The sequence below is a fragment of the Streptomyces doebereineriae genome (assembly GCF_031845645.1).
GTDB lineage: Bacteria > Actinomycetota > Actinomycetes > Streptomycetales > Streptomycetaceae > Streptomyces > Streptomyces canus.
Genome location: NZ_JAVREZ010000008.1, coordinates 243,191 through 266,109 on the forward strand (window position 1 = coordinate 243,191; position 22,919 = coordinate 266,109).

A 22,919-nucleotide genomic window follows, 5' to 3' on the forward strand; every position below is an offset into this window, starting at 1 on the left:
GTATCGTGCAGCCGTGACCGACACCGAGCCCCTGCGGCTGCCCGACATGCCGTTGCACGATCCGTTCGTCGTCGCCGACGCCGAGACGCGGACGTACTACCTCTACACCTCCAACGAACCGTCCGTGTCGGGTGTGGAGGGCGTCGGGACGATGGTCTACCGCAGTCGGGATCTGCGGGACTGGGCGCGGCCCGTCGTCGTGTTCCGGACGGACGAGCAGGAGGGGATCTGGGCGCGGGACGGCGGGTGGGCGCCGGAGGTGCATGCGTGGGGTGGCAGGTACTACCTGTTCACCACACTGCACGACGAGGCCCGGGTGCTGCCGGTGCCACCGGCCGAGCGCTGGGGCACACCCTTCCAGCTGCCGAACCATGCGCGCGGCACCATCACCGCGGTGTCCGACTCGCTGCTCGGGCCCTTCACCGCCGTCGACCCGTCCGGGCCCACTCCCCCCGCGCATCTCATGACCCTCGACGGCACGCTCTACGTCGATCCGGCCGGCCAGCCCTGGATGGTGTACGCGCACGAGTGGCTGCAGACCGTCGACGGGACGATGGAAGCCGTGCGGCTCGCTCCCGATCTGACCGGGACGGTCGGCGAGCCCGTCTTTCTGTTCAAGGGCTCGGACGCGTTCTGGCTCGGTGAGCAGATTCCCGCGGGCGTGCCGCACCAGCTCGCGCCCTACGTCACCGACGGCCCGCAGCTCCACCGCACCCCTGACGGTGCCCTCCTCATGCTGTGGTCGACGTACGAGAAGCACACGGCCGGTGCGGACGGCACCGTCAGCGGTGGTTACGTGCAGACCTACGCCGTCTCCAAGTCCGGTGAGCTGACCGGCCCCTGGGAGCAGCGCCGGCCGCTGGTCCGGGACGACAGCGGGCACGGGATGCTGTTCCGGACCTTCGACGGCCGGCTGATGATGATCCTTCACCGTCCCTTCGAGAACGCGCGCGGGAAGCTGTACGAGATGCAGGCCGAGGGCGACGAGCTGCGGGTGCTGCGGCAGTGCACCGACCTGGACGGTGATGACATCAGCGGGTGAACGGTTCAGGTACGCGCCGGGCCTCCGGTCGTCGGTCTCCTCGTCGCTGGTCCTCGTCAGCGCCGGGTCGTCGGCAGCCACACCCGCATCGTCGACGGGCCGCGGTTCGCCCAGGAGTGGTACGGCACCAGCACGATCCCCTGCCTCTCGGCGGCGGGCAGCTCGGTCTGGTCCGGCGGCCGGTACGGCCACTCCTCGTCGTGCGGCTCGGCGAGTTCACCCGGCGCCACGACCGTGTTGTCCGGCCCGTCCACCGGCTCGGCGGCGGTGTCCACCCGCACGGCGTCGACCTCCCGTCCGTCCGGCAGGTCCACCGACTCGGCGCAGTACACCAGGGGGCCGCGCTGGACGGCGACCGTGCCGCGTACCGCGTCGATGCGGGGGTCCGGCCCGATCCAGCGCGGGGCGACGGGCAGTTCGAGCCGGATCTCGTCGCCGGGGCGGAAGACGCGGGTGACCGTCGCCGTGCCCGGGGCGACGGCGCGGCGGGTTCCGTCCGCGTCGACCAGCCGGGCCGTGGCACCCTCCGTCCACGCCGGGACGCGCAGGGACAGGGTCCATGGGTGGTCCGGGGACCGGGCGATCCGTACGGTCACGGTCCCGTCGGACGGGTAGTCGGTGCGGACGCGCAGGGCGACGTGGCCGACGGAGATCTCCGCGTCGGCGTACTGGTGGAGCTGGACGCCGTGGTCGTCGACGGAAGCCAGATACGCGGGCAGCAGGGCCAGGGTGCGGGCCACGTTGGTCGGGCAGCAGGACACCGCGAACCAGGGGGCTCGCAGGCTCGATTCGGCGCGTGGGCTCACGGCGTCCGTCACCGGGACGGTGCCGCGTCGGCGGCGGTGCAGGGTGTTGGCGTAGAAGAAGGAGCGGCCGTCCTCGGAGGGTGAGGTCGCGACGACATTGAACAGGGTCCGTTCGGTGAGGTCGGCGAAGCGTGGTTCGCCGGTGGCGAGGAGGAGGCGCCAGCTGAGCATCACGGAGGCGACGGCGGCGCAGGTCTCCGAGTAAGCGCGGTCGGGTGGGAGGACGAAGTCGTCGCCGAAGGACTCGTCGCGGTGGTGGGAGCCCATGCCGCCGGTCAGGTAGGTGCGTCGGGCGACCGTGGTCTCCCACTGCCGTACGACGGCCGCGAGGAGTTCCTCGTCCCCCGTCTCCACGGCGACGTCCACGGCACCGGCGGCGAGGTAGAGGGCGCGGACGGCGTGGCCGCGCAGGACGGTGGCCTGCCGGACGGGCAGGTCGTCCTGGTAGTAGGCGCGGCCGAACTCGCCGTCGGCGAGCGTGCCTCGGCCTCGGCGGTCGATGAAGAGTGCCGCCTGGTCGAGGTAGCGCTGTTCGCCGGTCGCTCGGGCCAGTTCGGCCAGGGCGGTCTCGATCTCGGGGTGTCCGCATACGCCGTCGATGCCGCCGGGGCCGAAGGTGGCGCACACGTGATCGGCGGCCCGCTGGGCGATCTTCGCCAGCTCGCCCTCGCCACGGGTCCGGATCTGAGCCACGCCCGCCTGGATCAAGTGGCCGTAGCAGTACAGCTCGTGGCCCCATTCGAGGTCGCTGTAGCGGGGCTGCCGGCCGGGGCGGCCGAAGGCGGTGTTGAGGTAGCCGTCGGGTTCCTGGGCGGAGGCGATCGTCTCGGTGATCGTGTCGGAGCCGGTGCCTGCCCAGGCCATCGCTTCGAGCAGCTTGTAGACGTCCGAGTCGGCGAACTCCCGTCCGCGCCGCTCCTCCACGGGTGCGCTGAAGTTGCCGGTCCAGCCGACGCGTTCCATCCAGTCGCGGCAATGGTCGAGGGTGGCGGTGGCGTTGACCTCCCTTCGCCGGGCCCAGAAGCCGCCGGTGATCCGGACCTCGTCGAGTCCGAGAGGCCGTAGGCGACCGCGACTCGGTGCGACCGGTACGACAAGGTCCCTGTTCGCCTTCAACAACGCGTCATCCCTTCAGGGCGCCTGACATGAACCCGCGCACGTAGTGCCGTTGCAGAAGCAGGAAAACGAGGAGACAGGGCACGGCGAGCACCACCACACCCGCTTCGGTGGCGCCGTAGTCGACGGCGCCCATGCTCTGTTGGCGCAGATTCGCGACGGCCAGCGGCAGGGGCGCCTTCTCGCTGTCGGAGATGAGGATCAGCGGGGCGATGAAGTCGTTCCAGGCCGCGAGGAAGGCGAAGAGGCCCACCGTGATCAGTCCCGGCCGCACCGCCGGGAGCAGCACCCGGCGCAGGGCGCCCGCGGTGCCGCAGCCGTCGACGAGGGCCGACTCCTCCAGTTCGCGGGGGACCGCCTCGAAGGAGATCCTCATCATGAAGGTGGCGAACGGGAGTTGGAACATGGCCAGCACCAGGCTCAGCCCGAGCAGGGAGTTCTGGAGGTGCAGACGGCCGAGGAGGACGTAGAGGGGGATCAGGAGGGTGGCGTACGGGACCATGAGGATGGCCAGGGTCAGCAGGAACAGCAGGTTCTTGCCGGGGAAGCTGAACCGCGCGAAGGCGTAGCCGCCGAGGAGCGACACACCGACGGTGAGCGCGACCGTGAGGACCGAGACGACGGTCGAGTTGAGGAGGTAGCGCCACAGTCCGGCGTCGTAGTCGAGGAGGGTGCGGTAGTTGCCGAAGCCGTAGCCGGACTCCTGGGCGGTGCCGGGCTGGGCGCTGACGGAGGCCCAGGTGTTCCAGAGCAGCGGGAAGAGGAAGACGACGGCAAGGCCGGAGGCGACAACGTAGTAGGGCGTCTGTCCGAGAGCCCGGGTGCGCACGGCGAGGTCTCCCTTCATGATTCGTCGGCGTGCCGCAGACCGCGGAACTGCAGGGCGTTGAGGAGGAGCAGCGCGGCCAGCACGAGGATCGAGAGGGCCGCCGCGCTACCGAGGTCGAGCCGCTGGAACGCCTCCCGGTAGATCAACTGCACCACCGTCACCGTGCTGTTGTCCGGGCCGCCCTTGGTCAGGACGAAGAACTGGTCGAAGGCGAGCAGCGATCCGGTCACGCACAGCAGCAGGGACAGGGCGAGGGAGGGCCGCAGCAGCGGCAGAGTGATGGAGCGGAAGATCTGGCCGCGGCTCGCGCCGTCCATGCGCGCCGCCTCGTACAGCTCGTGCGGAATGCGCTGGAGGCCGACGAGCAGGATCAGCATGTAGAAGCCGGCGAACTTCCAGACCACGAGGAACACCGTCGACAGCAGGGCGGAGGTCGGTGTGCCGAGAAAGGACACCGGGCCGTCGACCAGGCCGAGTTTCTCCAGGGGGCGGCTGAGAGGGCCGGTGGTGGGGCTGTACATGCCCCAGAACAGCAGGGAGGCGGAGGCGAGCCCGAGGGCGCCCGGCAGGAAGTAGACCATGCGGAAGAAGCCGGTGCCGGGGCGGGACTCCTGCACCAGCAGCGCGAGGAGGAGCGCGAGACCGAGGAGGACGACGGTGACGATCCCCGTGTAGAGGAGCGTGAAGCGCACCGCGGGCCAGAACAGGGTGCTGTCGGTGACGTCGGTGTAGTTCTCGGGGGTGTTGCCGCCCTGGTCGCCGGCGAGCAACGGCCAGTCGTGGAGCGACATCTGGCCGACGAGGAGGAGGGGCAGGACGAAGAGGACGGCGACGAACACGGCCGTCGGGGCGGCGTATCCGAGGCCTTGGAGGGTGCGGGAGTGCCACAGGCGGCGCTGCCGACGTTCCGTCCGGACCAGGGGTTCGACTGCCTCCCGGTCCGGTGCCTTCACCTGCATGTCCCTCCTCAGCCGTTGCCCCTGCGGCATCGTCAGTCGGTCAGTGAGGCGGTGACGGCCTCGTTGTCCTTCTCGACCTTCGCCGCGTCACCGAAGACGGCGTCGCGCATCAGCGTCAGCCAGGGCCCGTTGGGGTCGTTGAAGGTCTGCCCGAACTTCAGGGCGTAGGGGGTACGGCCGTCCGCCACCAGCTGGTTGATGGCGACCAGGCGCGGGTCGGCCTTGGAGTACTTGTTGGACGCGAGGTCGGTGCGGGCCACCACGTCCTTGTGCGCGGCGACCACGTCGACCTGTGCCTCGTCGCCCACGGACCAGGCGAGGAAGTTCCAGGCCTGGTCGGTCTTGTCGCTGGTGGCGGAGATGCCGATGGCGTCGCCGCCGACGAAGGTGGACTTGCCGCCGTCGGGTCCGGGGATGGGGGCGACACCGAGGTCGAGGTCCTTGGGCATCAGACCCAGGGTCGTCGACGGCATGGGCATCACACCGACCTTGCCCTTCGGGAAGACTCCGGTCCAGGTCACACCGGTCTCGTCGCGGGCGCCGGGGGCCACGATGTCGTCCTGGACCCAGCCGCGGTAGGTGTCGTAGACCTTCTCGGCGGTGTCGGAGGCCAGGAGGGCCTCGGTGCCGTCCTTGTTCAGTACGTCCTCGCCGGCGGCCCAGATCGACGGCCACCAGGTGAAGACGCCGCAGCCGCCGCAGTTGCCGCCGAAGAAGGTGCCGCTGACGCCACCGCCCAACTTGTCCACGGCCCTGGCCTGTTGGTCCCATTCGGCCATGGTGGTGGGCGGCTTGCCGGGGTCGAGCTTCGCCCGGCGGTAGAGGTCCTTGTTGTAGAAGAGCACCGAGAGGTCGAGGGTGTGCGGGACGACGTACTTCTTGCCGTCGTACGTGCCCGCCTTGATGTGCGACTGGGCGAGGTCGTCCGCGAAGGGCAGGGCGTCGATGCGGTCGGTGAGGTCGGCGAAGAGCCGGCTGGAGGTGTAGTTCGGGACGAACACCACGTCGGAGGCGAACAGGTCGGGGAGGTCCTTGGAGCCGGCGGCCGCGCCGACCTTGGCCTGGTAGTCGTCGGTGGGGACGACGGTCAGTTCGACCTTGTTCTTGTGGTGGGCGTTGTACGCCTTGACCAGGGCCTCGCTCTGCGGGCGGGTCGCCGCGCGGGTCCACATCGTCAGCGTGGCGCCGTCGTCGACCCCCTTCGCGTCCGCTGCACCCCCTCTCCCGCCGCCGGAGTCGTCGTCCCCCGATCCGCAGGCCGTGGCCAGGCCGACGGTGGCGACCAGGGCGACTGCGGCGGTGACGAGTCGGCTGACGGGTCCACGCGATCCGAACGGGCTCCCCATGACGATCCCCCTACGTGACGAGCACCCGGAAGAAACGAGCCGAAAAGGCTTTCGTCAAGCTAGAACCGAGCTCAATGCCCGTCAATCCCCCGCGCAGAACAACGAGTTCAGGTGGGCGAGCGAAAATTCTCGCGTACGGTTGAGAGTGCGCGACGCGAGACAGGAGACCCCCGTATGACACCCGCCCCCGGCCCCGCTCGTTCGCACACCGCCACCCTCACCGACGTCGCCCGGCTCGCCGGCGTCTCGGTGGCCACGGCGTCCAAGGCCCTCAACGGCCGCAGTCAGGTGCGCGCCGAGACCCGGCAGCGGGTGATCGAGGCGGCGGAGCGGCTGTCGTTCCGGCCCAACCAGCTGGCCCGGGGACTGCTCGCCGGGCGGACCGGCACCGTCGGACTGCTCACCAGCGACCTGGAGGGCAGGTTCAGCATCCCGATCCTCATGGGCGCCGAGGACGCCTTCGGCGCGGGCGAGGTCGCGGTGTTCCTGTGCGACGCGCGCGGTGACGCGATCCGCGAGCAGCACCATGTGCGCGCGCTGCTCGGGCGCCGGGTGGACGGGCTGATCGTGGTGGGCAGCCGGACCGATCCACGCCCCTCCCTGGGCCGCGACCTGCCCGTTCCCGTCGTGTACGCGTACGCCCCCTCCGACGACCCGGCCGATCTGTCGATCGTGCCCGACAACGTGGACGCGGGCCGGATCGCGGTCGAGCACCTGCTGGCCTGCGGGCGCACCCGGATCGCGCACATCACCGGCGACCCGGGCTATCTCGCCGCGCGGGACCGGGCGGACGGCGCCCGGGAGGCGCTCGCGGGCGCGGGGCTGGACTTCGTCGGGGAACCGCGCTTCGCGGAGTGGTCGGAAGGGTGGGGACGGGCGGCCACCGCGATGCTGCTGGAGGGGCACTCCGAGGTGGACGCGGTGCTGTGCGGCAGCGACCAGATCGCGCGCGGGGTCATCGAGGTCCTGCGGGAGCGCGGGCACCGGGTGCCGGAGGACGTGGCGGTCATGGGCTTCGACAACTGGCAGGTCCTGACCTCGGCCTCCCGGCCGCCGCTGACGAGCGTCGACATGAACCTGGAGCAGGTCGGCCGGGCGGCCGCCCAGGCACTGTTCGGGGCGATCGACGGCATTCCCCGCTCGGGGGTCGAGACGCTGCCGTGCCGGGTTGTGATCCGGGGGTCCACGGCTCACCTGTCCTGAACCATGCGGTTGCCGAACTCGGTCCTCACCCACCTCTCTTGACACTCCATCAGCTCGCTCCTACGTTGCGAAAACCTTTTAGGTCGTTTCAGCAAAGGGGAGCATCCGATGCGAAGACGAACTGCGCCGCGAAGGCGAACCGGGACCGTCCCCCAGCGCCTCCTCGTGATCCTGGCGCTCCTCCTGTGCTCCGTCTCCCTCGCGGCCCCCGCCCGGGCCGCGCAGACCATCGGGTTCCCCACCTTCACCGGGCCCGCGATCCCCGCTCCGCCCGTCGCCCAGACCACCGGCGACATGATGCGGGCCATCTACGACGCGGAGAGCTCGGGCACCGACTTCTGGATGGACCGGCACCTGCTCGTCGGGCGCCGACCAGAACATCGTCTACACACCCGTCTCCGGTACGAGCGACACGTACACGATCACCACCCGGTCCGGTCAGTGCGTCGACGTCAACGGCGCCTCCACGGCGGACAACGCGGCGATCATCCAGTGGCCCTGCCACGGCGCGACGAACCAGCAGTGGCGGCTCGTCCCGGTGACGGTCGCGGGTACCGACAAGACCTTCAACCTGGTGTCCGTCGGCTCCGGCAAGTGCGTGGCGCCGAGCGGTGGTTCGTCGGCCTCGAACACCAGCCTGGTCCAACTGCCGTGCGCCACAAGCGGCGGCCGCGTGTGGCGACTGCCCGCCTTCACCGGCGGCGGCACCGGCCCGGGCACCTTCACCAACCCGCTCTCGCAGCACGGGCCCGACCCCTGGCTGACGTACTACGACGGTTCCTACTACCTCGCCACGACGACCTGGAACTCGACGGTCACCATGCGCAAGGCGAGCACCCTCGCGGGGCTCGCCACCGCCTCCGACCAGGTGATCTTCAACCTGACCCGGCCCAACGGGGCGGGCACGATGTGGGCTCCGGAGTTCCACCTGCTCGACGGGCCCAACGGGAAGCGCTGGTATTTCTACTACACGGCCGGGCGCGAGCCGTACGACCTCGGCACCCAGCGCATCCATGTGCTGGAGAGCGCCGGACTGGACCCCATGGGCCCCTACAGCTTCAAGGCCGACCTGCTCGACCCCACCCAGGACAACACCTGGGAACTGGACCCGGGCATCCTGCAACTCAACGGTCAGCTCTATCTGTTGGGCACCTTCTACAACGGTTCACAGCCCATGTTCATCCGGCCGTTGTCCAACCCCTGGACGGCGAGCGGCGCCCGGCGTGTGCTGTCCACGCCCACCTACAGCTGGGAAACGGTGGGTGGCGCGGTCAACGAAGGTGCCGAGGTGCTCCAGCGGGGCGGCAGGACGTTCATCGTCTACTCGGCCAGCCACTGCTCCACGCCCGACTACAAGCTGGGGATGCTCACCTACAACGGCGGCGATCCACTCAGCTCCTCCTCGTGGGTCAAGTCGCCGAACCCGGTCTTCCAGCGGTCCAACGCCAATGGCGTGTACGGCCCCGGCCACAACGGTTTCTTCAAGTCGCCCGACGGCACCGAGGACTGGATCGTCTACCACGCCAACAGTTCCGCGAGCGGCGGCTGCGACATGAACCGCACCACCAGGGCGCAGAAGTTCACCTGGAACGCCGACGGCACTCCGAACTTCGGCACCCCGGTGGCGCTCGGGGTCACGCTGACCGCGCCCTCAGGCGAGTAGTCGGGAGAGGAACGGTGCGAGGGTGCGGGTGAACGTGTTGTGCTGCGGGGCGGCGAACAGCGGGTCGAGGTGGTTCATCCCGTTGTCCGTCTCGTACGTCGCGTACGGGATGCGCGAGTCGGCGACGACCTCGCGGGCCGCCGAGACGATCGTTCCCTTGGCGTAGCTCGTCTGGAAGGCGTACAGCGGGACGTCCATGCCTGCGGCGTGCTTCAGCCGCAGGCCCAGTGAGCGGGCCGTGTCGGTCTCGGCGTAGAAGTCGGTGACGTCGAGGTCGACCGACAGCCGGGCCGGCCAGTACCACTCCCACACGGCCGGTTCGGGGCCGCCCGCGTACGCGGCGGCGACCCGGCCGATGGGGGTGATGCCCGCGTCGACCCAGCCGCGCGGTTCACCACTGTCGGCCAGATGTCCCGAGTGCACGCTGATGTCGTTCGGCCAGCCGATGCCGGCGTCCACCAGGGTGCCCAGGAGGGCCGCGTTGGTGACCGGGACCGGCGGCCGCAGGGCGTCGGGCATGCGGGGCTGCAGGACCGAGGGGCCGTCCGGGTCGCGGTGGGCGTACCACCCCGCGAGCTGGTACCAGATCTGGGTGCTCTCCGCCCGGTCACCCAGTCCCACGGCGCTCAGGGTCATGTCGAAGACCGCGCCGTCCTCGATGGCCGCCAGCCGCTCCTTCACCTGCTCCGGCGAGTCGGCGACCGGTTCCCCCGTCCCGTCGAACGCACCGCGCACTCCGCCGTCGACCAGCACCAGGGCGGCCACGTCCCGGTACCCGGGGCAGCCGTCGAAGTCCCAGGCGGCGTACGCCATGGCGGTGGTCGCTCCCCATGAGTGGCCTCCGAGCACCACCCGCCGCCCACCCCGGGCGGCGGCCCGTACGACCGCGCGCAGATCCTCCAGCGTGCGGGTCAGGCCCCACCCGGCGGCGAAGGCGGAGGCCGCGGGGTCCTGCGAGTGGTAGTGACCGTCGAGGTAGTACGCGGCCGGGTCGGCGGTGCGGAAGCCCGAACGATCGGCCAGGTTCTCCTCCCGCCGGTCGAACGCCCACACCTGCACTCCCGGCACGGCCGCGACGAGGTCCCGGGCCGCCCACCGGAAGTCGTTCGCCGCCCCGAACATCCCCGGGACCATCACCAGCACCGTGCGGGCCGTGTCGGGGCCGACCTTCAGCACATGGACGCGGTCCGTCGCCACCGGGCCGCCCCCACCGCCCACGGTCAACGGAACATACGGCTCCCGGACCGGTCCGGCGGCCGCGGCCGACCCGGCCCCCGCCGCCAACAGGGCGGCTCCACCGGCAATGCCGCCCAGCACCGCCCTACGAGACAGACTTCCCGTCACTTACGTTGTCCTCTCAACTGACCGCCCACAGACGCCGGATGACAACGTACGCCCCCCACCTGACGTGCCCGCACCCGGAGTCGGCCGCGCACTGATCAGTCCCGGAGGGGCCTGAGAGACCGCCGGTCTCAGATCGCCTCGCGGATCGCCTGTTCGAAGCCCGCGACGTGACTACGGGCGAGCCGCGCCGCCGTGTCGGCGTCACCGGCGACGATCGCCTCGATCAGCGGTCCGTGCTCCTCGACGTGTCCGGCCATGTCGGCGAGCCGGTCCACGAACAGGCACCAGATGCGGGTGGCCAGATTGTCGTGGCGGACGAGGGTGTCCTCCAGGTAGGGGTTGTGCGTGGCGGTGTAGATGGCGCGGTGGACCTGGAGGTCCAGGTGCATGAGTTCGCCGGAGTCCCGCCCTGGGGTCCGGGCGGTTTCGAGTTCCCGCCGCAGGGCCGTCAGGTCGGCCCGGTCGGTGGCCGTGGCACGCCGCGCGGCCTGCGCCGCGGCCAGGGGTTCCAGTTCCTGGCGCACCTCGGAGATGTGCGCGAGGTCGGTGATGTTGACCTCGGTGGCGAAGGTGCCGCGGCGGGGGTAGGTCGTGATCAGGCGCTCGTACTGGAGCCGTTTGAGTGCCTCGCGCACGGGCGTGCGTCCGACGCCGAGGGACTGCCCCAGCTGCTCCTCGTTGATCGGCGCGCCGGGACGGATCTCGAGCATGACGAGCCGGTCCCGGATGGCGCGGTAGGCGCGCTCCGCGAGGGACAGCTCCTCGAGCTGGGTCGCGACCTGCTGCATGGATGCCCCCTTGACCTGTGCGGCGAGCTCCCATACCTTACCGCACAGGCTGATATATCAGTTGCTCATTAGCTGGCTCTCAGGACGGTGCACAGATGGCAACGAGTACGTCGCTCACCACGCCCACCTCCCCGCTCTCCCTGCCCCTCGGCGAGCTCGACCCGGACGTCGCCACCGCCGTGGCCGCCGAACTGCACCGCCAGCAGTCCACTCTCGAGATGATCGCCTCGGAGAACTTCGCCCCGGCCGCCGTGATGGAGGCCCAGGGCTCGGTCCTGACCAACAAGTACGCCGAGGGCTACCCGGGCCGCCGCTACTACGGCGGCTGTGAACACGTCGACGTCATCGAGCAGCTGGCCATCGACCGGGTGAAGGAGCTCTTCGGCGCCGAGGCCGCGAACGTCCAGCCGCACTCGGGCGCCCAGGCCAACGCGGCCGCGATGTTCGCCCTGCTCAAGCCAGGCGACACGATCCTCGGCCTCGACCTGGCGCACGGCGGGCACCTGACCCACGGCATGCGCCTCAACTACTCGGGCAAGCTCTACAACGTCGTCCCTTACCACGTGCGCGAGTCCGACCTGCGCGTCGACATGGACGAGGTGGAGCAGCTCGCGCTCGCCCACCGGCCCAAGATGATCGTCGCGGGCTGGTCGGCCTACCCCCGGCAGCTGGACTTCGCCGCGTTCCGCCGGATCGCCGACGCGGTGGGCGCGTATCTGATGGTGGACATGGCCCACTTCGCCGGCCTGGTGGCCGCGGGCCTGCACCCGAGCCCGGTGCCGTACGCCGACGTCGTCACGACCACCACCCACAAGACCCTCGGCGGCCCGCGCGGCGGTGTCATCCTCAGCCGCGCCGACCTGGCCAAGAAGATCAACTCTGCGGTCTTCCCGGGCCAGCAGGGCGGCCCGCTGGAGCACGTGATCGCGGCGAAGGCGGTGGCCTTCAAGGTGGCGGCGGGCGAGGAGTTCAAGGAGCGTCAGCGGCGCACGCTGCGGGGAGCGAAGATCCTCGCCGGCCGGCTGCTGGCCGACGACGTCGCCGAGGCCGGGATCACCGTGCTGACCGGCGGCACCGAAGTCCACCTGGTCCTGGTGGACCTGCGGAACTCCGAGCTCGACGGGAAGCAGGCCGAGGACCGGCTGCACCGCGTCGGCATCACCGTCAACCGCAACGCCGTGCCCTTCGACCCGCGCCCGCCGATGGTCTCCTCGGGCCTGCGGATCGGTACGCCCGCCCTGGCCACCCGCGGCTTCGGCGAGACGGAGTTCCGCGAGGTCGCCGACATCATCGCCGAGGCCCTGAAGGGCGAACGGCCCGACGACGAACTGCGCGCCCGGGTCGAGAAGCTCGCCGCCGCCTTCCCGCTCTACCCCCACCTCGACGGAGGCCCGGCATGACCGCCGAACCGCTGCCGGAACACCCGGACTTCCTCTGGCGCAACCCCGAGCCGCGCTCCTCGTACGACGTCGTCATCGTCGGCGCGGGCGGGCACGGCCTGGCCACCGCCTACTACCTCGCCAAGAACCACGGCATCACCAACGTGGCCGTCCTGGAGAAGGGCTGGCTCGCGGGCGGCAACATGGCCCGCAACACCACGATCATCCGCTCCAACTACCTGTGGGACGAGAGCGCGGCGATCTACGAGCACGCGCTGAAGCTGTGGGAGCGGCTCCCGGAGGAACTGGACTACGACTTCCTGTTCAGCCAGCGCGGTGTCCTCAACCTCGCGCACACCCCGCAGGACGTCCGCGAGGGCGTGCGCCGCGTCAACGCCAACCGCCTCAACGGCGTCGACGCCGAATGGCTGGAGCCGGACGAGGTCGCCAAGGTCTGTCCCATCCTCAACGTCTCGTCCCGCACCCGGTATCCGGTGCTCGGCGCCACCTTCCAGCCCCGGGCCGGCATCGCCAAGCACGACCACGTCGCCTGGGCGCTGGCCCGCCGCGCCGACGAGCTGGGCGTGGACCTGATCCAGGGCTGCGAGGTCACCGGCTTCCTCAAGGACGGCGACCGGGTCGTGGGCGTCGACACCAACCGCGGCCGCATCCACGCCGGCCGGGTCGGTCTCGCCGCCGCCGGGCACAGCAGCGTGCTGGCCGAGCGGGCGGGCGTACGGCTGCCGGTGCAGTCCCACCCCCTGCAGGCGCTGGTCTCCGAGCTGCACGAGCCGGTGCATCCGACCGTCGTCATGTCGAACCACGTGCACGTCTACGTCTCCCAGGCCCACAAGGGCGAGCTGGTGATGGGCGCGGGCGTCGACTCGTACAACGGCTACGGCCAGCGCGGCTCGTTCCATGTGATCGAGCAGCAGATGGCCGCCGCCGTCGAGCTGTTCCCGATCTTCGCGAGGGCGCATGTGCTGCGCACCTGGGGAGGCATCGTCGACGTCACTCCGGACGCCTCGCCGATCATCGGCAGCACGCCGGTCGAGAACCTCTACGTCAACTGCGGCTGGGGAACCGGCGGTTTCAAGGCCACTCCGGCGGCCGGCTGGACCTTCGCCCACACCATCGCCACGGGCGAACCGCATCCGCTGAACGCTCCCTTCGCCCTCGACCGCTTCACAACAGGCGCGTTGATCGACGAACACGGCGCAGCAGCCGTGGCCCACTGAGGCATTGAGGAGAACGCCGTGCTGCTGATCACCTGCCCATGGTGCGGACCGCGGAACGAGACCGAGTACCACTACGGCGGTCAGGCCCATGTCCCCCACCCCGAGTCCCCCGCCGACCTCACCGACGAGCAGTGGGCCGAGTACGTCTTCTACCGCGACAACCCCAAGGGCCCCTTCGCGGAACGGTGGATGCACAGCATCGGCTGCCGCCGCTGGTTCAACGTCCTGCGCGACACCGCCACCCACGAGGTGCTGACCTCGTACCGGCCCGACGAGCCACGCCCGGGAGGGAACCGATGACCGACCAGCGCTTCCGGCTGCCGCGAGGCGGCCATGTCGACCGCGGCACCTTGCTGCGATTCACCGTCGACGGACGGGAGTTGACCGGTCACCCCGGCGACACCCTCGCCTCCGCGATGCTGGCGAACGGGCTCGTCGAGGTCGCCCCCTCGCTCTACCGCGGCCGCCCGCGCGGCATCGTCACCGCGGGTGTCGAAGAGCCGAACGCCCTGGTCCAGCTGGGCGGTTCGTGCTCGGAGGGCATGCTCCCCGCCACGACCGTCGAGCTGTACGACGGCCTGTCCGCCACCACGCTCTCGGGAATGGGCCGACTCGACCCCACTCCGGATCCCGCCGTCTACGACAAGAAGTACGTCCACACCGACGTCCTGGTCGTCGGCGCGGGGGCGGCCGGTCTCGCGGCCGCCGCCGCTGCCGCCGCCTCCGGCGCCCGCGTGCTCCTCGTCGACGAGCAGCCCGAGCCCGCCGACCGGGAGCGGGCCGACGAGCTGCGCGCCGCGCTCGACGCCGCGCCCGAGGCCGTCGTACTGCATCGGACCACGGCCTTCGGGTCGTACGACGACAACTATGTGCTGGCACTGCAGCGGCGCACCGACCACCTCGGCGCAGAAGCCCCCGAAGGCGTCTCGCGGCAGCGGCTGTGGCACATCCGGGCCCGCCAGGTGGTCCTCGCGACCGGCGCGCACGAACGTCCGCTGGTCTTCGCGGGCAACGACCGGCCCGGCGTGATGCTCGCCGGGGCCGTGCGCACCTATCTCAACCGGTATGCCGTGGCACCGGGTTCGCGAGCCGTGGTGAGCACGAACAACGACAGTGCCTACGACACCGTCGCCGATCTGTGCGCCGCCGGGATCCCCGTCGCCGTCGTCGCGGACGCGCGCCCCGAACTGTCCGACCGGGCCGCCGAGGTCGCCGCGGCGACCGGGGTGCGGGTGCTGACGGGCAGCGCGGTGATCGACACGGCGGGCGAGCACAGGATCACCTCCGTCACCGTGCAGGCTCTCGACCCCGAGGGCCAACTCGCCGGTGAGGCGGAGTCGTTCGACTGCGATCTGCTCGCCGTCTCGGGTGGCTGGAGCCCGGTGGTGCATCTGCACAGCCAGCGCCAGGGGCGGCTGCGCTGGGACTCCGGGCTCGCCGCGTTCGTGCCGGAGGGGGCCGTACGGGATCAGCAGGTCGTGGGGGCGGCCCGGGGGACGTACGACCTGGACGGCTGTCTGGCCGAGGGGGCACGGGCCGGAGCGCTGGCGGCGACAGCGGCAGGTTTCCAGGTGCCCGTACCGGACGAGGTCGCGCGGCCCGCACCCGGCCCGACCCGCGCCCTGTGGCTGGTGCCCACCTCCGACGGCGAACCCGGCACCTGGGACAGCCACTTCGTCGACCTCCAGCGCGATGTCACCGTCGCCGACGTCTGGCGCTCCACCGGCGCGGGAATGCGCGGAGTCGAGCACGTCAAGCGGTACACCTCGCTCGGCACGGCCAACGACCAGGGCAAGACGTCCGGCGTCAACGCGATCGGGGTGATCGCCGAGGCCCTCGGCGGTTCGCTCGGAGAGATCGGCACCACGGCGTACCGGGCGCCGTACACACCGATCGCCTTCGCCGCCCTGGCCGGGCGTGAGCGCGGCGAGCTGTTCGATCCGGAGCGGACCACGTCCCTGCACAGCTGGCATGTGGCGCACGGCGCGGAGTTCGAGGACGTCGGTCAGTGGAAGCGCCCCCGGTACTACCCGCAGACCGGTGAGGACATGGACGCGGCCGTGGCGCGCGAGTGCCGGGCGGCCCGGGAGGGGGTGGCGTTCATGGACGCCTCCACCCTGGGCAAGATCGAGATCTGGGGCGCGGACGCGGGCGAGTTCCTCAACCGGATCTACACGAACGCCTTCAAGAAGCTCAAGCCGGGCAATGCCCGTTACGGCGTCATGTGCAAGCCCGACGGCATGATCTTCGACGACGGTGTGACCCTGCGACTCGACGACAACCGCTATTTCATGACCACCACGACCGGCGGCGCCGCGGGCGTCCTGGACTGGCTGGAGGAGTGGCTGCAGACCGAGTGGCCCGAACTCGACGTGCACTGCACCTCGGTGACCGAGCAGTGGGCGACGATCGCCGTCGTCGGCCCCCACTCACGCGAGGTCGTTGCGAGTCTGGCCCCTGACGTCGATCTGTCCGCCGAAGCGTTCCCCTTCATGGCCTTCCGCGAGACCACCCTGGCCTCCGGCGTCCCGGCCCGGATCTGCCGGATCTCCTTCTCCGGCGAACTCGCCTACGAGATCAACGTCTCCGCGTGGTACGGCCTGGCGGTCTGGGAGGAGGTGGACGCGATCGGCCGGCCGTACGGCATCACCCCGTACGGCACCGAGACGATGCACGTCCTGCGGGCCGAGAAGGGCTACATCATCGTCGGCCAGGACACCGACGGCACGGTCACCCCGCAGGACGCGGGGATGAGCTGGGTGGTGTCGAAGCAGAAGGACTTCATCGGCAAGCGGTCCTTCGCCCGCGCCGACACCGCCCGCACCGACCGCAAGCAGCTGGTCGGCCTGCTCCCGGCCGACCGCACGACCCGGCTGCCCGAGGGCACCCAACTCGTCGCGGCGGACGTCTCCTTGGAGACCGTGCCCGTGCCGATGCTCGGCCACGTCACCTCCAGCTACCACAGTCCGGCCCTTGGCCGCCCCTTCGCCCTCGCCCTCGTCGCCGACGGACAGGCGAGGAAGGGCCAGACGCTGCTCGCCCCGGTGGGCGAGGCCCTGGTGCCGGTCGAGGTGACCGACTTCGTCCTCTACGACCCCGAAGGGACCCGGCGAGATGGCTGAACCGATCACGGAGGGACCGGTGGCCCTGCGCACGAGCCCCCTGTCCCACCTTCAGGAGCGGATGGGCGCCGCCGCCGTCAGCGGCGCCCGGGGCGTCACCCTGGCCGAACTGCTGTTCGTCACGATGGTGAACGTGCGGGTCGACCCCGCGTCCGCGGCGGCCGACCGGATCGGCAGGACCCTGGGGGCGCCGCTCCCCCGCCGGTGCGGCGACACCGCCGCCTCGAGCCTCCATACGATCATGTGGCTCGGCCCCGACGAGTGGCTCGTGCTGTCCCGGGCCGACGCGGGCGCCGTGACCACCCAGCTACGGCAGGCCCTCGACGGTGCTCCCGGCTCGGTCGTGGACGTCTCGGCGAACCGCACCACGCTGGAGCTGAGCGGGCCGGCCGCCCGGGAGGTGCTGGAGAAGGGCTGCCCGCTGGACCTGCACCCCCGAGCCTTCGGGCCCGGCCGCGCGGTGTCGACCACGGTGGGCCCCATCGCGGTACTGCTCTGGCAGCTCGACGACTCTCCGACGTACCGACTGCTTCCGCGGTCCTCGTTCGCCGACTACCTGGCACGCTGGCTCATCGACGCGATGAGCGAGTACGGCGGGCCGCGGGTCGCCTGACGGGCGTCCCACGGAATACGGAAAAGGCCGTTTTCTCATCCCTGAGAAAACGGCCTCCGACCTGCGTGAAGCTGGTCGGGACGACAGGATTTGAACCTGCGACCCCTTGACCCCCAGTCAAGTGCGCTACCAAGCTGCGCCACGTCCCGGTGCCCGCCTGACCTGGGCTTTCCCCTGGCCGAACGTGCAGAGAAACCATACCGCACTCGGGTCGGTGGTCGCGCACCCCTTTCGCCCACCTCACCCCCTGGGCGGATCGGGCAGCCCCAGCCCCGGATACGCGTCGAGCAGCCCGGTCGGCGCCGCCTGCCGCCAGGAGTCGGCGAGGATGTCCCGCAGTTCGCCCTCGTCCTCGATCGCGGCGAGGCGGGCGCGCACCCACGCGAACTGTGCCTCGTGATCGGCGATCCAGAACTTCCCCGGCTCGGCCAGCACCAGCTCGTCGCGCTCCTCCTTCGGACAGCGCACGGCGAGGGAGGTCTCGTCCTCGGGCAGCGTGGCGAACATCTTCCCCGCGACCCGGAACGTGGGCATGCTCCAGGCGATCTTCTCCGTCGTGTCCGGCAGGGACAGGGCGACACGGCGTACGTCTTCGGCGTCCGGCATGACAGGCACCGTAGCGGCTGCCACTGACAATCACCTGGTCGGAGCGGTCGCCCCGAGCCGCTTGTAGTACAGGGTGGTCGGCCGCAGCTCCCCGGCGGGGTCGGCCGCGTAGTCGGGGATGACTCCGGCCCGGGTCCATCCGGCGCCGCCGTAGAGGCGCTCGGCGGGGCTGTCGGTCTCGGTGTCCAGGTGCAGCAGGGTGATTCCGGCCGTGCGAGCGGCCTCCTCCGCGATGCCGAGGAGCCGCCGCCCGAGACCGTGCCCGCGCGCGTCCCGGTGCACCATCAGCTTGACCAGCTCCGCGCGGTGGCGGGAGTTGGGTTTGTCGGGGAAGGCCAGGCTGACGGTACCGACCGCGCGGTGACCGTTGTCCGCCGCCCACACCGCCAGACACCCCGCGGCCACCGCGTCCGCACGCTCCTTCCACCAGCCGACGGCCGCCGCCCGGTCCATCGGTGCGAGGAACCCGACGGAGGCGCCGCCGTCCACCGTGTCGACCAGCAGATCGGCCAACTCGTCCACACGGTCCAGCAGTTGGACCTCGTCAAGGCGGGTGACGTTCACGGCAGGACCACCGCCAGCACATACCGCACCGGGTCGGGACCCGCGCACCGGAACCGCGTCGGTCCCCACACCCGCAGCCGCAGACAGTCCCCGGTGCCGAGGTGGTGCTCGGCGTCCTGGGCGGTGACGTCGAGCGCACCCTCCAGAACCCAGATGTGCTGCTCCAGGCCCGGCACGGGCGGCCGGTCGTAGGCGATGTCGGCACCGGCGGCGAGCCGTCCCTCGACGAGTTCGCCGCGCAGCCCGGCGTGCGGCGGCGACACGGACCGCCGTACGAACCCGGAGGCCCGGTCCTCCCACACCGTCTGGTCGGCGCCCCGGATCAGCAGCGCGGGCTCGGCCTCGACCTCGCTGAGCAGCTGGGACATGGTCCGCCCGTACACCCCGCACAGCCGGTTCAACAGCGAGGCGGTGGGGCTGATCTCGGCCCGCTCGGCGCGGGACAGGGTGGACTTGCTGACACCGCTGCGCTCGGCCAACTCGCCCAGAGACCAGCCCCGTTCGGCCCGCAGGGCGGCGAGTCGGACGCCGAGGCGGGTGTCGACGGGGTCGGGCCCGGGTTCGTCGTGTTTCATATTCGGGAAACTATCCCACATACGAGAAACCCGCTAGCGTGACCGGCCCCCTACTCCCCGGCAACGGCTCCGAGCGCGTCCAGCACAGGTCGGATGAGGGGGTGCTCCTCCGCTCCCCGCCGCACGGCCGCGAAGACCCGGCGCGTCGGGGCGATCCCGTCCACCGGCCGTACGACGACCCCGGTGAGGTCCATCCCGATCAGCGCCGATCGCGGCACCAACGCCACCCCCGCGTCCGCCGACGCCAGTGCCACCACCGCGCGGAAGTCGTCCGACGAGTGCTCCAGACGCGGCTGGAATCCGGCGTTCTCGCAGGCCAGGACCACGACGTCATGGCAGGGGTTGCCCGGGTAGGGGCCGATCCACGGGTCCTTGGCGAGCTCGGCCAGCGGCACCTCGCCCGCGTCGGCCAGCCGGTGGCTCACCGGGACGACCGCGTCGAAGGGCTCGGCGTACAGGGGTACGTGGGCCAGGCGGGGATCGTCGGCGGGCGGAGCCCCGCGGTACTCCACGGCGACCGCCACATCGACCTGCCGGTCGAGGACCATCGGCAGGCTGGCGTCGCCCTCGGCGTCCTGGACACGGAGGTGGATGCCGGGGGCCGTCGAGGCGAGACGGGCCAGCGCGGGTGCCACGACCAGGGCGATCCCGGTCGCGAAGGAGGCGACCGTGACCGTGCCGGCCGCGCCCGAGCTGTAGGCGGCCAGCTCGGCCTCCGCCCGCTCCAGCTGGGCGAGGACCGCGTTGGTGTGGCTGAGCAGGATCTCGCCGGCCGGGGTCAGCCGTACACCCTTCGCCCCGCGCTCGACGAGCCGGTGGCCGGTCTCCTGCTCCAGGGCCGTGAGCTGCTGCGAGACCGCGGAGGGGGTGAGATACAGCGCGGCGGCAGCCGCCGTGACCGTGCGGTGGTCGGCCACCGCACGGAGGATGTGGAGCCGCCGCGCCTCGATCATGGGATCGATTATCGCAATACGTCCGGACTAGGCCGCCAGCTCGGCCCTGGCCGCGACGAAGGCGTCGACCGCGCGGTTCACGTCCTCGGTGGAGTGGGCCGCCGAGAGCTGCACCCTGATGCGCGCCTGCCCCCGCGGCACGACCGGGTACGAGAAGCCGATCACGTACACCCCGCGCTCCAGCAGCAGCTCCGCCAGACGGCCTGCCTCGGTGGCGTCCCCGATCATCACGGGTGCGATGGCGTGGTCACCGGGCAGGACGTCGAAGCCCTCCTCGGTCATACGGCGACGGAACAGGGCCGTGTTCTCCCGCAGCCGCACCCGCAGGTCGTCCGCCGACTCCAGCAGGTCGAGGACCTTCAGAGAGGCCGCGGCGATCACCGGGGCGAGCGTGTTCGAGAAGAGGTACGGCCGTGAGCGCTGACGCAGGAGCGCGACGATCTCGGCACGGGCGGCGACGTAACCGCCGGAGGCGCCGCCGAGCGCCTTGCCGAGGGTGCCGGTGACGATGTCGACGCGGTCCATGACGCCGTGCAGCTCGGGGGTGCCGCGGCCGCCGGGGCCGACGAAGCCGACGGCGTGCGAGTCGTCGACCATGACCATGGCGTCGTACCGGTCGGCGAGGTCGCAGATGTCCTTCAACGGCGCCACGTAACCGTCCATGGAGAAGACGCCGTCGGTGACGATCAGCTTGCGCCGGGCACTCGCGGCCTCTTTCAACTGCCGTTCCAGATCGGCCAGATCACGGTTGGCGTACCGGAACCGGCGGGCCTTGGACAGCCGGATGCCGTCGATGATGGACGCGTGGTTCAGGGCGTCGGAGATCACCGCGTCCTCGGGGCCCAGCAGCGTCTCGAAGACACCGCCGTTGGCGTCGAAGCAGGAGGAGTACAGGATCGTGTCCTCCTGGCCGAGGAAGGCGGACAGCCGCGCCTCCAGCTCCTTGTGGACCTCCTGCGTGCCGCAGATGAAGCGGACCGAGGCCATGCCGTAGCCCCAGCGGTCCAGGGCGGCGTGGGCGGCGGCGACGACCTCGGGGTGGTCGGCGAGGCCGAGGTAGTTGTTGGCGCAGAAGTTGAGCACCTCACCGGGGCGGCCGCCCGCGGAGACGTTCACGGTCGCGGACTGCGGGGTGTCGATCACGCGCTCCGGCTTGTGCAGGCCGGCCGCGCGGATCTCGTCGAGGGTGGCGCGCAGGTCGTCGCGCACGGAGTCGAACATCGTCAATCCCTAAGTCAGTTGGTCCAGTCGAGGATGACCTTGCCGCCGCGGCCGCTCGCCGCGTCGGCGAACGCGGCCTCGAAGTCGCGGTAGCCGTACCGGCCGGTGATCACGGGGGCGAGGTCGAGGCCGCCCTCCAGGAGGACCGACATCGCGTACCAGGTCTCGAACATCTCCCGGCCGTAGATGCCCTTGATGGTGATCATCGAGGTGACGATCCGGGCCCAGTCGACCGGGAACTCCGCGGCCGGCAGTCCCAGCATCGCGATCCGGCCGCCGTGCGTCATGTTGGCGATCATGTCGCGCAGGGCCTCGGGCCGACCGGACATCTCCAGGCCGATGTCGAAACCCTCGCGCAGCCCCAACTCCTTCTGCCCGTCGACAATCTGAGCCTCCGACACATTCAGCGCGAGGCTCACCCCGATCTTGCGGGCCAGTTCCAGGCGCTCCTCGCTGACGTCGGTGACGACGACGTTGCGAGCACCCGCGTGCCGGGCGACCGCCGCCGCCATCAGTCCGATCGGCCCGGCGCCGGTGATCAGCACGTCCTCACCGACCAGCGGGAAGGACAGCGCGGTGTGCACGGCGTTGCCGAACGGGTCGAAGATCGCGGCCACGTCGAGTTCGACGGGGACGCGGTGCACCCACACATTGGCGGCGGGCAGTGCGACGTACTCCGCGAACGCCCCGTCCCGGCCGACGCCGAGCCCGACCGTGGCCCGGCACAGGTGCCGCCGCCCGGCGAGGCAGTTGCGGCACTTGCCGCAGACAAGGTGCCCCTCGCCGCTCACCCGGTCGCCGATGGCGATATCCGAGACATCGCGTCCGGTCTCCACGACCTCGCCGACGAACTCGTGGCCCAGAACGAGGGGCGTGCGGATCGCCTGCTGTGCCCACCCGTCCCAGGACCGGATGTGCAGATCGGTGCCGCAGATACCGGTGCGCAGCACCTTGATCAGGACGTCACCGGGGCCGACGGCCGGCTCCGGGACGTCCGCGAGCCACAGTCCGGGCTCCGCCTTCTCCTTGACCAGCGCCTTCACGGCATGGCTCCTGTGGGTGCGAGGGGTGGAAACGCCCAGCAATCTGCCGTACGACGCCGTCCTGGTCCATCGAGGATTTCTTAAGCGGTGCCACAGCTCCGCTTCACGCCCGCTGCGGGCCCCGGTCGAGGCGGGAGACCTGATAGTGGCTGATGTACCAGCCGTCCCCCGCCCGGGTCACGAGCACCGCGAGCTTGACCGCGAGTGCGGGCCGGTCGGTGAACGTGAAGTCGACGTCCAGGTAGCCCATGACGAGGCCGTCGGCGGGGCGCCGCGTCTCGAGGATGCGGCACTCCGCCTTCAGGCCGGGCGGCTGGGAGGCGTAGTACTCGGCGACGCCCTGCCGTCCGACGCTGTAGGGGTGCAGTCCCTGGAACACCGCGTCCTCGGTGAAGAGGGCCGCCACGCGCTCCGGTTGGTGGGCGTCGACGCCGGCCTTCCACCGGTCGAGGACGTCGTTCAGGATCGCCATGGCGTCCGTCGAGCTGGTCATGTCCGCTCCTTGGTGG

21 protein-coding genes and 1 tRNA gene are annotated in these 22,919 nt (G+C 70.9%); 8 read left to right on the forward strand and 14 right to left on the reverse strand.

The features are described 5' to 3' along the window. Nucleotides 1–46 precede the first annotated feature (46 nt). On the forward strand, nt 47–1,042 hold the full coding sequence (locus RNB18_RS24335) for a glycoside hydrolase family 43 protein (RefSeq protein ID WP_311716396.1): 996 nt from the start codon (nt 47–49) through the stop codon (nt 1,040–1,042). 56 nt (nt 1,043–1,098) lie between these two features. Here the strand turns inward: RNB18_RS24335 and RNB18_RS24340 are convergent, their stop codons facing one another. Genes RNB18_RS24340 through RNB18_RS24355 form a run of 4 tightly spaced genes read right to left on the reverse strand, consistent with a single transcriptional unit; the run spans nt 1,099 to nt 6,098 of the window. Continuing rightward, entirely contained in the window at nt 1,099–2,964 is a 1,866-nt protein-coding gene (locus tag RNB18_RS24340; RefSeq protein ID WP_311716229.1) for a glycoside hydrolase family 127 protein, read from the reverse strand. 7 nt (nt 2,965–2,971) lie between these two features. Then, complete coding sequence (locus tag RNB18_RS24345; RefSeq protein ID WP_311716397.1) at nt 2,972–3,793, reverse strand: carbohydrate ABC transporter permease; 822 nt, start codon at nt 3,791–3,793, stop codon at nt 2,972–2,974. 14 nt (nt 3,794–3,807) lie between these two features. Then, complete coding sequence (locus RNB18_RS24350) at nt 3,808–4,752, reverse strand: carbohydrate ABC transporter permease (protein WP_311716230.1); 945 nt, start codon at nt 4,750–4,752, stop codon at nt 3,808–3,810. A gap of 32 nt (nt 4,753–4,784) precedes the next feature. Next, complete coding sequence (locus RNB18_RS24355; protein ID WP_311716231.1) at nt 4,785–6,098, reverse strand: ABC transporter substrate-binding protein; 1,314 nt, start codon at nt 6,096–6,098, stop codon at nt 4,785–4,787. Nucleotides 6,099–6,272: 174 nt separating this feature from the next. Between RNB18_RS24355 and RNB18_RS24360 the strand changes: the two genes are divergently transcribed. Continuing rightward, complete coding sequence (locus tag RNB18_RS24360) at nt 6,273–7,301, forward strand: LacI family DNA-binding transcriptional regulator (protein ID WP_311716232.1); 1,029 nt, start codon at nt 6,273–6,275, stop codon at nt 7,299–7,301. 421 nt (nt 7,302–7,722) lie between these two features. Beyond that, on the forward strand, nt 7,723–8,964 hold the full coding sequence (locus RNB18_RS24365) for a family 43 glycosylhydrolase (protein ID WP_394817664.1): 1,242 nt from the start codon (nt 7,723–7,725) through the stop codon (nt 8,962–8,964). Here the strand turns inward: RNB18_RS24365 and RNB18_RS24370 are convergent. Both RNB18_RS24370 and RNB18_RS24375 read right to left on the reverse strand, forming a co-directional pair. Further along, nucleotides 8,953–10,308: an alpha/beta hydrolase gene (locus RNB18_RS24370; RefSeq protein WP_311716233.1), complete on the reverse strand. Its 1,356-nt coding sequence runs from the start codon at nt 10,306–10,308 to the stop codon at nt 8,953–8,955. The two genes, RNB18_RS24365 and RNB18_RS24370, sit on opposite strands and share 12 nt — an antisense overlap. 128 nt (nt 10,309–10,436) lie before the next feature. Continuing rightward, nucleotides 10,437–11,096 (reverse strand): GntR family transcriptional regulator, encoded by a 660-nt coding sequence (locus RNB18_RS24375; RefSeq protein ID WP_311716234.1) that lies wholly within the window; start codon nt 11,094–11,096, stop codon nt 10,437–10,439. A gap of 95 nt (nt 11,097–11,191) precedes the next feature. Here RNB18_RS24375 and glyA point away from each other — a divergent pair, with 95 nt between their 5' ends. Genes glyA through RNB18_RS24400 form a run of 5 tightly spaced genes read left to right on the forward strand, consistent with a single transcriptional unit; the run spans nt 11,192 to nt 17,448 of the window. Next, entirely contained in the window at nt 11,192–12,496 is a 1,305-nt protein-coding gene (glyA, locus tag RNB18_RS24380; RefSeq protein ID WP_311716235.1) for a serine hydroxymethyltransferase, read from the forward strand. Continuing rightward, nucleotides 12,493–13,713: a sarcosine oxidase subunit beta family protein gene (locus RNB18_RS24385; protein WP_311716236.1), complete on the forward strand. Its 1,221-nt coding sequence runs from the start codon at nt 12,493–12,495 to the stop codon at nt 13,711–13,713. The genes glyA and RNB18_RS24385 overlap by 4 nt, the downstream gene beginning before the upstream one ends. 18 nt (nt 13,714–13,731) lie before the next feature. After that, nucleotides 13,732–14,013 carry a sarcosine oxidase subunit delta gene (locus RNB18_RS24390; protein ID WP_311716237.1) on the forward strand — a complete coding sequence of 94 codons (282 nt, stop codon included), beginning with the start codon at nt 13,732–13,734 and terminating at the stop codon, nt 14,011–14,013. Further along, on the forward strand, nt 14,010–16,835 hold the full coding sequence (locus RNB18_RS24395; RefSeq protein ID WP_311716238.1) for a sarcosine oxidase subunit alpha family protein: 2,826 nt from the start codon (nt 14,010–14,012) through the stop codon (nt 16,833–16,835). The genes RNB18_RS24390 and RNB18_RS24395 overlap by 4 nt, the downstream gene beginning before the upstream one ends. Then, on the forward strand, nt 16,828–17,448 hold the full coding sequence (locus RNB18_RS24400; protein ID WP_311716239.1) for a sarcosine oxidase subunit gamma: 621 nt from the start codon (nt 16,828–16,830) through the stop codon (nt 17,446–17,448). Before RNB18_RS24395 ends, RNB18_RS24400 begins: the two co-directional genes overlap by 8 nt. A 72-nt stretch (nt 17,449–17,520) precedes the next feature. Here the strand turns inward: RNB18_RS24400 and RNB18_RS24405 are convergent. The 8 genes from RNB18_RS24405 to RNB18_RS24440 form a co-directional block, all read right to left on the reverse strand. Then, nucleotides 17,521–17,597, reverse strand: a tRNA-Pro gene (locus RNB18_RS24405). 91 nt (nt 17,598–17,688) lie between these two features. Continuing rightward, the gene (locus RNB18_RS24410) at nt 17,689–18,054 is read right to left on the reverse strand and encodes an MmcQ/YjbR family DNA-binding protein (RefSeq protein ID WP_311716240.1); all 366 of its coding nucleotides are present in this window, start codon (nt 18,052–18,054) and stop codon (nt 17,689–17,691) included. A gap of 30 nt (nt 18,055–18,084) precedes the next feature. Then, complete coding sequence (locus RNB18_RS24415) at nt 18,085–18,618, reverse strand: GNAT family N-acetyltransferase (protein WP_311716241.1); 534 nt, start codon at nt 18,616–18,618, stop codon at nt 18,085–18,087. Continuing rightward, nucleotides 18,615–19,193 carry a helix-turn-helix domain-containing protein gene (locus tag RNB18_RS24420; protein ID WP_311716242.1) on the reverse strand — a complete coding sequence of 193 codons (579 nt, stop codon included), beginning with the start codon at nt 19,191–19,193 and terminating at the stop codon, nt 18,615–18,617. Before RNB18_RS24420 ends, RNB18_RS24415 begins: the two co-directional genes overlap by 4 nt. Nucleotides 19,194–19,243: 50 nt before the next feature. Next, a complete protein-coding gene (locus RNB18_RS24425; RefSeq protein ID WP_311716243.1) occupies nt 19,244–20,146 on the reverse strand; it encodes a LysR family transcriptional regulator in 903 nt (300 codons plus the stop codon). Between the two features lie 27 nt (nt 20,147–20,173). After that, complete coding sequence (locus RNB18_RS24430; RefSeq protein ID WP_311716244.1) at nt 20,174–21,367, reverse strand: glycine C-acetyltransferase; 1,194 nt, start codon at nt 21,365–21,367, stop codon at nt 20,174–20,176. 14 nt (nt 21,368–21,381) lie between these two features. Then, entirely contained in the window at nt 21,382–22,410 is a 1,029-nt protein-coding gene (tdh, locus tag RNB18_RS24435) for an L-threonine 3-dehydrogenase (protein ID WP_311716245.1), read from the reverse strand. 103 nt (nt 22,411–22,513) lie between these two features. Further along, nucleotides 22,514–22,903, reverse strand: coding sequence for a YybH family protein (locus RNB18_RS24440; RefSeq protein WP_311716246.1), 390 nt, complete (start codon nt 22,901–22,903; stop codon nt 22,514–22,516). Nucleotides 22,904–22,919: the final 16 nt, after the last annotated feature.